The 15,297-nt window shown below is 41.3% G+C and carries 11 protein-coding genes; all 11 read right to left on the bottom strand.

Annotated features, from left to right (window positions below; all coding sequences use genetic code 11):
* Nucleotides 1–110: 110 nt before the first annotated feature.
* The gene (locus tag ACO1D1_RS22855; protein ID WP_423337251.1) at nt 111–365 is read right to left on the bottom strand and encodes a hypothetical protein; all 255 of its coding nucleotides are present in this window, start codon (nt 363–365) and stop codon (nt 111–113) included.
* A gap of 80 nt (nt 366–445) precedes the next feature.
* Nucleotides 446–2,269, bottom strand: coding sequence for a SpoIID/LytB domain-containing protein (locus tag ACO1D1_RS22850; protein WP_423337250.1), 1,824 nt, complete (start codon nt 2,267–2,269; stop codon nt 446–448).
* A gap of 103 nt (nt 2,270–2,372) precedes the next feature.
* The gene (locus tag ACO1D1_RS22845) at nt 2,373–3,617 is read right to left on the bottom strand and encodes an ATP-binding protein (RefSeq protein ID WP_149870204.1); all 1,245 of its coding nucleotides are present in this window, start codon (nt 3,615–3,617) and stop codon (nt 2,373–2,375) included.
* Nucleotides 3,618–3,757: 140 nt separating this feature from the next.
* On the bottom strand, nt 3,758–8,074 hold the full coding sequence (locus ACO1D1_RS22840; RefSeq protein WP_423337249.1) for a S8 family serine peptidase: 4,317 nt from the start codon (nt 8,072–8,074) through the stop codon (nt 3,758–3,760).
* 449 nt (nt 8,075–8,523) lie between these two features.
* Entirely contained in the window at nt 8,524–9,390 is an 867-nt protein-coding gene (locus tag ACO1D1_RS22835; RefSeq protein WP_423337248.1) for a proline-specific peptidase family protein, read from the bottom strand.
* Nucleotides 9,391–9,406: 16 nt separating this feature from the next.
* Nucleotides 9,407–9,700 carry a hypothetical protein gene (locus ACO1D1_RS22830; protein ID WP_423337247.1) on the bottom strand — a complete coding sequence of 98 codons (294 nt, stop codon included), beginning with the start codon at nt 9,698–9,700 and terminating at the stop codon, nt 9,407–9,409.
* Between the two features lie 54 nt (nt 9,701–9,754).
* Entirely contained in the window at nt 9,755–10,888 is a 1,134-nt protein-coding gene (locus ACO1D1_RS22825) for a glycerate kinase (RefSeq protein WP_423337246.1), read from the bottom strand.
* 114 nt (nt 10,889–11,002) lie between these two features.
* The gene (locus tag ACO1D1_RS22820; RefSeq protein WP_423337245.1) at nt 11,003–11,938 is read right to left on the bottom strand and encodes a transglutaminase domain-containing protein; all 936 of its coding nucleotides are present in this window, start codon (nt 11,936–11,938) and stop codon (nt 11,003–11,005) included.
* Between the two features lie 177 nt (nt 11,939–12,115).
* A complete protein-coding gene (locus ACO1D1_RS22815) occupies nt 12,116–12,847 on the bottom strand; it encodes a TerC family protein (RefSeq protein ID WP_149870198.1) in 732 nt (243 codons plus the stop codon).
* Nucleotides 12,848–13,057: 210 nt separating this feature from the next.
* A complete protein-coding gene (locus tag ACO1D1_RS22810; RefSeq protein ID WP_149870197.1) occupies nt 13,058–14,758 on the bottom strand; it encodes a Na/Pi cotransporter family protein in 1,701 nt (566 codons plus the stop codon).
* A 365-nt stretch (nt 14,759–15,123) separates the two neighbouring features.
* On the bottom strand, nt 15,124–15,297 hold a 174-nt coding region (locus tag ACO1D1_RS22805; RefSeq protein WP_423337252.1), incomplete at its 5' end, for a spore photoproduct lyase family protein.

Below are 15,297 nucleotides of genomic sequence, written 5' to 3'. Positions count from 1 at the left end.
ATTTTCATTACTGGCATTGAAGAACCAATATCAGCCCCAAAACCCAACAACCTAGATAGGCGTTTTCGCATTTTTATCGTGAAACGCTTTCGCGTTTTTCGTGCGCCGCTTCACCCTATCGTAAATAATAACTTACTGCAATCATTAGCAGCCTTTTCCGGCCATACATATCCGATAATTTCCCATAAAGTGGAACCGTTACAGTACTTGCGAGCATATAGACAACAAAAATCCAAGACAAAAAGCTCCATTCCGCCAAGCTGTTTGACAATAGTTGGACTTGCTGTCTGCATAATATTGGCATCGAGCACAGAAATGAGGGTCGTAATGACAAGCCCCCAAAATACATATCTATTTTTCCCCATAAAATCCTCCTACACCGAAAAAAATTCCTTTTATTTACATGTATATTTTCCCGCATTATCATTATAGCGAAAATATCCCTTTAATTTATGTGGGTTTTAACAAAAAAAGAAACAGACCCCACAGAATTGCAGAGTCTGTAACGAATCGATCGTATAAAGTTAACGAATCCAATACCCGCTAGAATGGAATAGGTACGATTTGCTGCCAACTTTTTGCCAGCCCGTAACCATTGCACCGCTGCCGGATAAATAGTACCACTTGCCTTGGACGAAATCCAGCCGGTCGCCATCGCACCGGATGAAGTTAAGAAGTACCATTTGTTTTGATCCTTCAGCCAACCCGTTGCCATCGCTCCGGAAGAGGTTAAGAAGTACCATTTGTTTTGATCCTTCAACCAACCCGTTGCCATCGCCCCGTTTGATTTAAGGAAGTACCATTTTCCGCCCGCCATTTGCCAGCCTGTAAGCATTTCACCATATTGGTTTAAGTAATACCACTGATTAGCATCCTTTAACCAGCCGGTTGCCTTTGAACCAGTGGAATTAAAATAGGACCACTTGCCATTTGTGTATACCCAGCCATGTTGTTGTTGAATTGGAGTTTGTGGTGTTGAATGAGATACATCATATATTTTAACAATGGAAATCCCAGTATAATAAAACTTTAGAATGTCCGCGTAAGATTTACCTGCTTTTGCCATGTTCTGAGCACCCCATTGACTCATACCAACACCATGACCATCTCCAAAGCCTTTAACCGTAATGAGATTATTTTCGGTATTCACACTATCCACCAACAGACTCAACATAACCCGTCCACCAATCATATTCCGGATGGTGGATGCACTTAAATTTGATAATGAAACATGCTGCAAAGCTAATTTTCCATCTGCAACCATTTTATCCTTTACAAAAAACTCCAAAGTTACGTTACCTTTGCTGACACGGCCGCCAGAAGCTATACCGGATAATGAAAATTCAGGAATGGAAACAATTTTAATATCTTTATTTGCATAACCATTTTTGTTTAACCACATTTTAATATTAGTAGTAATGGTTGCATCTGCTTCGTTTGTTTCAGTCCACCAGGAAGTAGGGTTCGCCAAATCTTTTGTGGTTAGATCGATTTGCGTTTGATGAAGGGAAAAGTTCCAAACCTTTTTGGGATCGTACGAGTCTGGTTTGATGGTTAAATAAGGGACGGCTGTATTCCCCCATGCATTTGCATTACTTTCTGTCATACCGCCGTTGCTAGCAGAATAAACGGCGTCAATTAACCGGCCGTTGTATTGGGCAACCTGACCCTGTGTCGCATCTACTGCTTTGGAGGTATTCGTTGTCCAAACATATCCGCCATAAACCTGGTATGAAATGGTATCATTAATGACATCGCTGTTTATATAACCCATCGCATACGTTCGAGCGGCAACAGCTTGTGTTTTTAATGCTTCAATTTCCCAGGAAGGATACATTTCAATGGGAACAACCCCTTTTAAATAATTCTCCATTTTGACTGAATTGATGGGACGTACAAATTGATTGTTTTCCACAACAAATTTAAAACTGCCTAAATATCCCCGGTCATTAATGAACAGCTGACCTTCAGCTTGTACAGGTGTTACAGAAAAAGTATCAAATGAATTCAATAAAAGATTATCTTTATACAATGATAATCTTCCATTTTCCGTTTTTAATAGATAAGTATTCTGAGAGCTTAAGGAAAGATCGGATCCATTAATAATATAATCACCAGTCGGCTTTAATGAAAGTTGCGTTTTATTGCCTAAATAATTGACAAGCTTAACATTAACAATCGGCTCAGATTGCTGCGCATGACCATATTTTAAAGGAATTAGAGAAAATAACAATGTAAAAACCACGGCAACAAGCATGATTTTTTTCAATATAATTGATCCCTCCGAAACTATTAATTGTTTCAATTGCTAGGATTATAATATATTAAAGTTTGAGCAGAGAACAATGGAATATTTTTTCCAATTAACACTTTTACATATAACTAAGTTCCTTTTTTAATAATGGCTGTTTCATCGTAGGTAAAATAATTTCTATTGTCGTTCCATCGTTGACTTTACTATGAATCGTTAATACACCAGAATGACTTTCGATTATTTTAAAGCAGGTCATTAGGCCGAGACCAGTTCCTTTTTCCTTCGTGGTGTAAAAAGGCTCGCCAAGTGTCGAGAGGCGTTCCTTTGGTATACCAACTCCCTCATCAATAATTTTTATCGAAATATTCCCTGCCTCCTTTTCCTCCACCTGAACATAAATAGTACCGCCATGAGGCATGGCTTCAATTGCATTTTTGAGCAGGTTTAGAAAAACTTGCTTCAACTGATTTTCTTCACAGCTAATCATGGGCAAGTCAGGGGCGAAGTCAACAAGGATTTCAACATTATTTAAAATAGATTGAGTGCCGATTAAGGTTACAACATCCTGGAATAGTATCTTTACATCTTTTTCAACATAAACGGCGGCAGTTGGTTTGGCGAGTACAAGGAATTCACCCACTATGGTATTGATCCGATCAAGTTCTGCTAAGACAATATCAAAATATTCCTCTTTTTGTTGGTTCGCTTTAAATAACTGAATGAATCCTTTTATAGACGTTAGTGGATTTCGAATTTCATGAGCAATACCTGCTGCCATTTGTCCTAACAGTGCCAATTTTTCTGATTTTTGCAGCAAGCGTTCGGTCTGTTCTTTCCGTTCGGTAATATCCTTCCCAATAGAAAGCACTGCCTCTGTGCCGCCATATACGATAAACAAGGACGATACCTCAAAAAAGAATGTCGAGCCATCTATCCGTTTCGCTTTGTACTCGATTGTGTTGACAGGACTTTGTTCCTTCTTTATTTGTTTAAATCGTTCCATTAAACGGTCCTTATACTCTGGAACGATATAATCAAGAATCATTTTACCGATTACCTCTTCTTTATTGGCGGCTCCAACCAGACTGGCTGCCGCATGATTGGCATAAAGAACTTTATGTTCTCTCGTAATATAAACCGGCTCAGGCAATGAATCAATTAATTTTTTATAGCTTTCTTCACTAGCGCGAGCCTTTTTTTCAAAATCGCGCGCTTTATCATATTGCCAGCCAACCACCCATGCAATCAGAGTAAATACAAAAAAGTCTATTGAAAAAAATGGATGATGATCCCATACCTTTTGGAAAGTGGTAAATAAGACCGAAATTAGAACCAGTGTAATTTGACCCGACCTGTTCATCATATTCCCCGCTTACTAGGATAATAGTTTTAATTATACAATTCGACAAAACCCATGACTATCCTTCATAAAATTATAAAAATAGCCGTTATCACAAATAAAAAAAGAGCACTGCCATAGCACAGTGCCCCTTCATTCATATTTTATTTCCCATTACCTTTTCCTTTGCCATTGTTCTTAACATTAATATACAGTTTTCCGTCAGCTGTTTGCCTTGATTCGTTATTAAAGGAATCAACTGCCTTCACTTCAATCACGGCACCATCAGCAACCATGTCTTTCGTAGCCGTATAGTAGCCAACGTAATTACCCGGTGATACTTCCATCATTGGAAGCTCTGTTGCATTTGCTGCTAGTGTTGAATTCATTTGTGTCAGCGGCATATGAATAGAGAAAGATGTCTTCAAGCCAGGCTCACTTGTGAACTCAATTTTTACGCTTTCGCCTTTCTTCAAGGTTTTATCAACATCTGGCTTCACATTTGAAATCAATGGGGCTGTATAATCCACATCCACGTTAACTGATTTTTCGGTTGTGTTTCCTGCCTGATCCTTGGCCGTGACTTTAATTGCATTTTTTCCTTCATCAAGCATAATTCTTGCGGAATATTTGCCATTCTCTACTTTCGCTGTCGTGCCATTGACCAGCACGAAATTCAAGTAGTCATCTGCCACTGTTCCGCTAACTGTTACGGTTTCTTTATTTATTTTACTTCCGTCAGTCGGAGCTCCAATTGTTAATTCCGGTGCATCAGCATCGAAAATGACCTTTACAGGTGCGGATGCATCTGTCATCCCTTGTGATGTCGAAGCTTTTGCCGTTAATTGGTTTTCACCCTTCGCCAGCTTCACGTCAACAGCATAGGTGCCATCATTCTTTGTATCAACTGTTGCAACTTCTTTGCCTTTATTAAAAATATGAACCTTTGTCGTTGGTGCAGCTTCACCCTTTACGTTTACCGTTTCAACATTCGTGAATGTTCCATCGATAGGAGAGGTGATCGTTGGTGCCGTTACTTCATAATCCACCACAGCACGAATCATATAGTTCCCTTCGTCCTCCGGAGATGGTGACCATGCACCGCCAACCAACTGCCAGCTGCGCTTCGCATTTGTCCCATTTTCATCTGTTGCCAAACCAGGTGATTTCGTATTGACATCTGCCTGGATGTAAACCAAATAGAAATCGCCTTCCACAAGAATCCCGTGGCTGCTTAAATCTACCTGTGTCCACTGCCCATTTCGAAGGGCTGTCGCATCAATTGGGCCGGCAAGTTTTTTACCAGGTGCACCATCAACGCCTGTTGCGTCATATACGGCTACTTTGAAGGCAGTGCCGCCTGGAACTGGCCACTCCGATGTCCAGAAACGGAACAATCCGCCCGTCACTAATGCTTTTTTGTGGCCTTTTGCTAATGACATTTTGACCGCCCAGCCATTTCCGGCATCGTAAAAGGCCCGTGCATTTTCAGCTGTGCCATCGTCATAACCGATTTCACTTGGGAAACCGATGAAAGGCTTGATATCAAAATTCTGCTCCATATTCCCTTTTAATTTAATGGCCACTTCTTGACTGTAATAATGCGGGGCAATAACTTTAAGCGTATAATCCCCTTCATAAGCCGTAATTGAAAAATGTCCGTTTGCATCCGTTTGGACAGGTTGTACGGCCGCATCTTCGATTATATATACAGTTGCCCCTGCAACTGGCTGTCCTGATGCTTGATTCGTAATCGTCCCGGAAACCGTCCCCTTTGCTAATTCCTGAAGGGTAAAGTTTGCAGCTGCTTCTCCGTCTTGTTCGATTGTTACTGATTTGGTTTGCGATTGATAGCCATACGCTTCTGCAATCACAGTAAACGTCCCTGACGCATGGGTCATCTCAAAGCTGCCATTTGCCGGATTGGTGTTGACCGAACGTCCGGATTCAATAACCGATACTTGTGCCTGCATTGGTAAAAGCATTGGCGCAGCCTTTTCTTTGGCGGCCTCCTTTTTCACCTCTGGCATCGTGATGGCAATCTGATCCGGATTAATCTTTTCTTTTTTGACAGAATCCGAAGCAGACTCTTCTTTGTCAGAGGAATCACCCCATTCTGCTTTCTGTGGTGCGGCAAGTGGTGCATTCGTCAGGCGGACATCATCTAAATACCAGCCTTGCTTCGTTACACTGCCATCTGTAGTGATGTTGAAAGCGACATAGATTCTTTGTCCTGCATATTCACTTAAATCGACTTCACCGTCAATCCAGCCATTTGACAGGTTATTGACGCGAAGCTTTTGCACCCAGTTCACACCATCTGTTGAAACAAATACATGCCCGAAATCATAGTTTCTTTCAAGCTCATACCATTGTTTAAATTGGAGATAGCTGTTTCCTTCCGGCAAATCAATTGGTGGCATTTGTAATGAAGCGTTTGCTTTGCTCGCATAAGGCCCAGTTAAATTTGTCGCATATACTTTCTCTCCGGAAAAAGCGGACCCTGGTCCTGTCGTTGGGACACCCCATTGCCAGGAATCATTGGCTCCATAAGAAGTCCAGCCATCAGGATTGCTTTCGAAATCCGCAGCGTAGCCTACTGTAATGCCAGGAAGAACCGTGATCGAATGTTCACTCACCGATTCATTGCCGCCGAAATCAAGAGCTTTCCACTTATAGGCAAAGGTTGTACCGGAAATCTCTTGCCCAGGAATTGTCACACTGTACGTGCCATTTTTATAATCACCGCTTGTGCGCTGTGCGGCAACGGTTGCCCATGATCCATCTTGTTTTTGATATTGAAGCGATACATCTGTTACACTAATATTGTCGGCAGCTGAAGCTTCTAAGGTTAGCGGCATTCCTGCAAAAACCGTGGCAGGTTGGGAATGCGTTAACACCGGTGCTTCACTGTCGTCTCCATCTTTCGTTACCTGGCCCTTCAATTTTCCTAAGCCAGAAACAACGGAAGAAACAGCATCAAAGACATTCAATAAACCTGAACCATATCCGTTGTTCGGTGAGTTCGGGTACGTATTGTCTGTTAACGGAATAGCAGTTGTTTGTAAAATTTGTTCTAATTGATCGACGGTTAAGTTTGAATTAGCCTGCTTAATTAAAGCAATCGCTGCTGAAACATGCGGGCCAGCCATTGACGTTCCATTCCATCCGCCTTCATAACTGCTGCCAGGAACTGCTGAACGAATATTGACACCAGGCGCTGCAATCTCAGGTTTAATTTCTGCATATGGAGAAGGTCCAAGTAAAGAAAAACTTCCTAGTTTGTTATTGACATCAGTTGCCCCTGTAGCGAATGACTCTGGATAGTTAGCCGGATTGGCAACGGACCCGGGACCGCCAGGGTTACTTAACGTTGTATTTCCTGCAGAGAATTCCGGGAAGATTTCTGCTGCTCTCCATGCACTAACCATCGGTCGATACCATTCATCAAGTCCAGGACCTCCGCCCCATGAATTATTGATGACATCTGGTGCCTTGTCAGGGTTTCCACCTGGGGCAATCATCCATTCACCCGCTTCTAATAAATCTGCGTCTGTGCCCCCTGCGGCTGTGAACGCTTTTACTGCAATCCACTTTGCACCTGGAGCGACTCCGATTACATTCGAACCATTTGGCTCTGAACCGACCATTGTCCCTGTTGTATGTGTACCATGTCCATGGTCATCATATGGCGTTGCTTGCCCGCGAACGGCGTCCAGCCAACTATACGTATGATCCGTTTGACCTGTAGCCTGATTATAACCGCGGTATTTTTCCTTTAATGCTGGATGATCCCATTGAACACCTGTATCGATTGAACCGATGACAACGCCGCTGCCATCAATCCCCATCTCCCAAACTGCCGGTGCTCCGACACGATCAATATTCCATTCAATCGCTGTCGTTTCGGCTGCTGGTTCTTGAACAGCTGTTGCCGCAGATTTTTCCGGGACAAACAATTGTCTTGTTTCGTTCGGAAGGATTTTTTCAACCTCTGCGAATGCTGCTGCTTTTTCCATTACCTCTTCGGTAGCTGTAACAGCAATTGCATTCACGATGTAGTAGGAATGAACATCTTTTGCCTTACCGGCTTTTTCTTGTTCCTGTAAAAATGCTAACACGTCTGATTGTGTTTCTTGTGCAGTCGCTTTTAATTCGGATACAATTGTGTTTCGCTTTAATGATTTTGTTTTCGCTGGTGTAGCCTTCTGAACCTTTGCTTTATCTTCCGCATTCTTGGCAACTTTTGCCGAATCCACTTGTTCTTTCATTTTGATGAGGAATGTGACTTTATCCTGATCATCAAACTGTTTGTAGAGCGATTTCGTTACTTTTTGCTTAGGTGCTGGCAGCTGATCTTTCGCTGAAGTACTCACTCCTTTCGTCGCAGCATTTACGCTCATTTGCGGCTGCAGGAGCAATGGTACAACTAAGACGGCGGTTAATAGAGTAGATAACAATCGTTTTTTCTTTTTCTTCATCCTCTTACCCCCTAAGTATTTTCCTTTCCAATAAAACTACTACCCTCCTTTCCTCGCACACTATATGTCAAAAACTAGGTGCTACTTTAAAAATAGCTGTTTACAGCTTGGATTTGTGTCGAACATTGACAAGCGAAATTGAGTATTCAGAAAATGATAGTTTGGTTGCTGTTGGGAAAAATGGAAAATTAGCCCATATACATGTAGACAGCGCTTGTTTTATTTTAAAAATATATCTTTATAACTATTTTTTTACTTTTTTTATAGGGTTAGACTCCTATATCTTCCAAAAATAATCCTTTACTCCTAGTGTAATTGGTGTGAATAATTAGCCAATTATTCACAATTGGTGGAGGAATAGTTTTATTTTCCCATTTTTATCTAAAAAAAGGAGTGCTGCTTGATAGAATTCAGCTGCACTCCTTTAATCTTTTAGGACTAAAAAGGTATTAAATTGATTTAAGAAAATTTCCAATTGCCATCATATACTCATCCGGCTCTTCAATGTATGGCATGTGCGCGCTTTTTTCAAAAACATGGAATTTCGACTGCGGCGTCAGGCTGCTATAATACTCCGTTGTTTCCGGTGTTGCTTCGTCAAAACGTCCGCACGTATATAGAGTTGGGCAGGTAATGTCTTTTAATTGTGTGGTGCAATCAAAATTTTTCAAATTGCCGAGCACTGTAAATTCAGACGGTCCCCACATAATATTGTAAATGTCAGCGTTCCGATATCCTGGTGGTTTTGGTTCCAGCCATTCCGGCTGCTTCTCAAGCCGATTGACAAAATGCTTTCCAAATACCTCTATGGCTGCTGCAAATTCTTCTGAATCGGTCGTGCCATTTTCTTCACACCGTTTGATGGTTTCCTGCACATCAAGTGGCAATTTCTTTAGATTTCGTTTTTGGTCCTGTTCCCATAATGGAGCGCTGAGGCATGGACTTGAAAAAATCACACTCTTCACACCACGAGGCTTCGTTAAGCAATAAGCGGCTGCGAGCGTAGTTCCCCAGGAGTGACCGAGAATATGTACTTCATCAAGGTTAAGTGCCTGTCTAATTTGCACTAATTCTTCTACAAAACGATCGAGGCGCCATAACGTCGTGTCCGTTGGCCGATCGGACTTTCCGCATCCTAATTGATCATATAAAATCACTGGCCGATCCTTTGCAAGCGCCTTTAAACCAAGCAGAGAATAACACGAAGACCCCGGCCCGCCGTGTAAAACAATAACCGGCGTACCTCCGCCATTTTCATCAAACTTTTGATAGGAAACCCTTCCACCGGTAACATCGATAAATCCTTCAGTATGCAATTTTATTTCCCCCTTACTATTTATCCCTGTTGCGCTTATCCTTTTCTTTCCCAAAGTACAAACCTATTAACCAGCCTCCGATAGAAAATAGCGGATAGAGAACCATAATGGCAATTCCCTTACTAGGATCATCCAAACTTACAAGGACACTCAATATCCAGCTGATAATAACACCGAAAAAATGACCGAATCCACCATACATTTTAGCGTAATGTTTCTTTTTCCAGCCAATTATACCAAATATCAGTCCAATTCCGACAAAAAGTACCAGCAAAAATAGAGTTTCAATTAAATAGCCAAGCATTTCCATACATGTTCCTCACTAACACTAAATAGATTTTACCTATGGGTCAGGTTTACTTTTTTATCTTTTAAGCTTCCAAACCGCAGCAATATTGCCAGAGGTCCTTTCGACATATTCCGCTGCATGCCTAAAGGCATCCTCTACCATCACAACACCCGGAACAATACTAAAAACCGCATCAATTCCATAGTCATGGACAATACTGGCGTCATCTGCAACGTTCCCTGCTATTGCAACAACAGGCACGGCGAACTTTTTAGCCGTTTTCGCTACACCAATTGGTGTCTTGCCAAAAATTGTCTGTCCGTCGATCTTTCCTTCACCGGTAATAACCAAATCGGCATCCCGAACCAATTCAGTAAGCCCGGTGGCATCAATGACAATCTCAACACCGCGCTTGAGCTCTGCCGATAAGAAAGCAAGCAGGCCGCCACCAAGCCCGCCGGCTGCACCGGCACCCGAAACATCTATAATCTTTTTACCGAGATCACGATCAATAATCGCGGCATATTGGCCAAGATTGCGATCCAATTGAGCGACCATTTCTGGTGTTGCACCTTTTTGCGGTCCAAAAATAGCGGCGGCTCCCCTTTCTCCAATTAAAGGATTGTCGACATCACAGGCCACTTCGATTTTCACATTCTGGAGGCGGGAATCCAAGTCAGCTAGTTCGATAGAAGCTATAGACCCAAGAGCCCCGCCTCCTTCACCAATTTCATGACCTTCTATATCGAGAAAGCGAACGCCAAGGGCTTTGGCCATTCCTGCACCTCCGTCATTCGTCGCACTGCCTCCGATGCCAATGATGATATGATCCACGCCTAAATCAAGGGCAGCCTTGATCAATTCTCCTGTCCCTCTAGTTGTGGTAATCAACGGGTTGCGTTTTTCAACAGGAACAAGATGCAGACCTGAAGCTGCCGCCATCTCAATAACAGCAGTCGTTTTGTGACCAAGAAGCCCAAAAAAGGCTTCTACTGATTCACCTAGCGGGCCAGTTACCGTTTTTCGAATGATTTCACCGCCAGTTGCATCAACGAGAGACTGAACCGTTCCTTCACCGCCATCGGCCATAGGAACCTTTATGAACTGCGCATCAGAGAAATGGCGTTTGAAGCCTTTTTCGATCGCCTCAGCAACCTCCAGCGCAGACAAACTCTCCTTAAAAGAATCCGGAGCAATGACTATTTTCATGATATTACTCTCCTGTATATTCTATTAATTTTCAAAAAAGTGAAATCAATACTGAAAGCTAGATTTGAGCGTTATTATAATCGTTTTCATTAGCCAAACGTGTAATTTCTCTCTTTACCACGGATACTCGCCTTCCTTGTTTTTATCTGTTTTCGAAAAATATGCCGGTTGATAGCTTCGTACGAATTTATTGGTATTAGCATTAATATATCCGGAGCCATAGGTCGGATCTTCAGACTGCCATGCACCATTCAACAAAATTTCATTCCAAGCATGGTTTTCTCCGTATGCAATTTTCGCTTCAATTCCGACAGCTCGATGCAAGGCAGCACTTAAGTGTGCATAACCGGTGCAAAGAACCGTACGAGATTGAAAGGTTTGGACTGCAGAATAGATTGGTGGATTGGCTGCATTCACAAGCGGTGCGTTATAGGCAATGTTTTGTGCGACCCACTGAAAAATTGCCCGAGATTTATCTACGTCAGACTGCTTTCCATTTGTTATATTTTCGGCAAGGGCCACTATAGCAGGATCATTGCTCTGCACCATATAACTTGGCGCCAAATAAGGATCACCATCTTTCAAGGTATATTGGGCATATCCCAGTACCTTATTGGGATCATTTTCCTTGCCATTGTAATATTCATCAAGATTAAGAATCACATCTCCCACAGTATAGGTTAATGGATAGGAATAATTAATCTTCCCCTCGGTAAAAGGAACCTTTAGAGTCGTATTCTTATGTGCCCGCACTTCTTGAATATACAAAATGACACCATTTGAATCATTATATTTCCCATATTCCGTAGGTTTTCCCGTTACAACAAGCTTTCCGTTTTCTACTGTTACCTGGTAGGTTTGGATTTCAGTCGGGGGATAGGTACCTTTAGATGATACTTGTCCCGCTTCAGCTGGGTCTTTCTGATTCACAATTGCTTCCCTGGTTTCAATCTCTTGATTCTCCTGGTTAGATTGTTGATAACTATTCAAGTTTACTAGGCTTTTTATTTGTTCAATAGAAGGAAGCATATTTTTTTCTGAAAGAAACATAAATGCACACAAACATATGAAAAGAAAAAATAGTTTTTTCAAAACGGCTCACACCTCATTCCTAAGCTCCAAAACCAGAAAGTTTCCTACTATGCTTTGTTTTCATTCTACTATATTTATCGGTATTTTATAAAATCAAAAGGATGAAATCTAATTGATTTCATCCCCAAAAAACGATTAAAATGTTTTTTCATCCCCTGAATTTTTCCTGAACATATGGATGATGAAGGTTCCCAAAAATACAGCAATTAAAAGACTAAAGAACACTACTTCATCTATATGGATGCTGAATGCAGCGATGATCATTTTTACGCCAATTACACCGATTAGAATAAATGCGGTGGTTTCAAATTCAGGTACTTTTTCAATCAGTGCCAGGAATAATTGGGCGACACCGCGCATCATTAAGATTCCTAACACGCCCCCCAAGAATAATACCCATACTTGATTGGAAACACCAAATGCGGCGATGACACTATCAAAACTGAAAGCAATGTCCATGAGTTCAACAGTCAAAACAGTGCGCCAGAATCCCATTTTCTTATTTTGAACGTCATCATCTTCTTGATTATTTTTAATAAAGTTTTGGAAAACAATAAATAGAAGATAGTGTCCGCAAACAATTTTGATCCAAGGTATATTGATTAATGAAACTCCTAATCCAATAGCCACAATGCGGAAAAAATAGGCACCAAAAATTCCATAGAATAGGGCTTTTTTCCGTTGTTCAGTCGGCAAATGCTTGACCATCACCGCCAGAACAAGGGCATTATCAGCGGATAATAATCCTTCGAGAATTATTAGGGTTCCAATTATTCCCCAGTTGGCCGGGTCCGAAACGACATTCTCAAAGGTTTCTAATGAAAGAAATGTACTATACGTATTTATTATTTCATGGAGGAGTTCCATCTGCAGTTTTCTCCTTTCAGAAATCAGCCAAGCAATTTCTTTTATGAACGATTGGCTTGTACTATCTGTTATCCCTTTGAATTGACTGCTCTACATTAAATGTATGTTGGACTTATAAATATATGTGAAAAATCATCCTTTAAAAAAGTCGAGGTTCTCTATATGATTAAAAAAACTCCCCAATTACCGAGTATTGGGGAGTTTTTTCCTTTATAGTTCATTTTGCAACGGATTTCCGAGATTCAAAGGCTTCACTTTAACGGTTGAACGATTCGACATTATACCTACTTCCTCCAGGACGGCCTCAGCAATATTCGCGGAATGATCGCCGATTCGTTCGAGATTGGTCACGAGATCTGCGAATGCGGTCCCGCCATCAGGACTGCAAATCCGTTCATTCAATCGCATAATATGCTTTTTCCGAAGCTGCCGTTCCATAGAGTCAATTTGAACTTCTTTTGAAAGGACATGACGGGCTAAGTCGGCATCGGAATCTTTTAGGGCGCCTATCACATCCGTTAAAGTGGCAACAGTTAATGAAATCATTGCTTTTAATTCAACTTTAGCTTCCATTGATAGCTTAACGCGATTGGCCATTTGGTAATCCACCACTTCAATTATATTTTCCACATGGTCCCCAATGCGCTCGATATCGCGAACAGAATCTAATAACATCGAATGTTTATGCGAATCCATACCAGAAAGTGGCTTTGCTGAGAGATCTACCAAATAATTTGTAATTTGTATATCTAAATTATCAATCGCTTCTTCTAGTTTTACGGCAATATCCGCATGCTTCCTTTGCTTTGTCTGTAAATATGAACTTGCTTCCTGTAGCCCCTTAAGAGAAAACTCCGCCATCCGGACCACTTCTTCTTTCGCTTGGCTTAAGGCAAGCGAAGGAGACTGTTCAATAAAAATCGGATTTAAATGCTGTGGTTTGACGTTAATAAAGGTGTCTTCTCCCTTTACCAGTTTGGTCACAATCCAGGCCAATACGGCAATAAACGGGAATTGAATAATCGTATTGGTGACGTTAAACATCCCATGTGAAAAAGCAATCGTCATTTCTGGGTTAAGACTAAGAGATGTTTGCATGAAGCCAATCAGCTTTGTATATGGCACTAGGAAAATCAAAAATATGACGGTGCCAATAACGTTAAACATGACATGGACAAGTGCTGCGCGTCTAGCGGCAATCGAAGTACCAATACTCGCTAAAATGGCTGTAATCGTGGTACCAATATTATCACCGAATAACACCGGTAACGCAGCGTTTAAGTTGATTGCTCCTTGGCCATATAATTCTTGTAAAATACCAATCGTCGCGCTGGAGCTTTGAACCACAACAGTGAAAATTGTCCCGACAATGACCCCGAGAAAGGGATTGTCACTCATGCTGACCGTTAATGTCTGAAAGGCTTCCAGCGATCGTAATGGCTTCATCCCAGTGCTCATTAAGTCCAAGCCATAAAATAATGAACCAAAACCAAAGATGATTTGACCGATAGATTGGATTTTCTGATTTTTAAAGAAAAATAGTGCGACAGCCCCTGCAGCAATTATTGGCAAGGCATATTCATCGATTTCAATTCCGATGATAAAGGCTGTTACGGTGGTTCCAATGTTCGCACCCATAATGACACCGATGGCTTGTCTTAGTGTCATAAAACCGGCACTAACGAGTCCGACTGTCAACGCAGTTGTTCCTGAGCTGGACTGAATCATGGCGGTAACAATAATCCCCGCCAGCACACCCTTTAGCGGGTTAGATGTAAATCGGTCAAGAATATCTCTTAAACGGTCGCCCGCCGATTTCTGAAGGCCGTCCCCCATATATTTAATTCCAAATAGAAAAATTCCTAACCCACCAATAAAGGTGAAGATCATTTCTTGAATGTTAAACTCCAAAAAATTCAGCTCCTTCATTTCGACAAACTTGTATACTCCCAAATTATTCGATTGTGAACAAACTGTAAACCTTTCATGAAGAGAATTTACATTAAATTTACACAGAATTTACAATTCAACGGTAAAGGACAGACACGAAAAAGGGTAAGCACTAACGTACTGTGTACACTTTTTTGATTATGGAGGAAATCTTGTCTTTTAGATGTCTCCTTAGACATTTTTAGCGATTTGTCCGGGTGTTTTGTCCTTAAGACGGCTTATTAAAGACATTTTTAGCGATTTGACCGGCTGTTTTGATCCTAAATGGACAAATAAAAACACACAATTTTCGAATGAAAGATCGTGTGTTTGACTTTAATCTCATTTCAGGTGAAGTATTCCAGTTTAGCATTTGGGAAAAACTTTTCCATGTAGGAGTATAAATGACTTTTTATATCCTCTTCTTCCTCTTTTTGATAAATATATTTACCAATCCCATATTTTCCCCATTTATACCTTCTCGCTGTCTCATCCAATTCTAATTTGGTCATTGGATAATT

The organism is Neobacillus sp. 19, from assembly GCF_049463095.1.
Taxonomy (GTDB): Bacteria; Bacillota; Bacilli; order Bacillales; family Cytobacillaceae; genus Neobacillus.
This window is presented reverse-complemented; position numbering and strand designations above follow the sequence as displayed.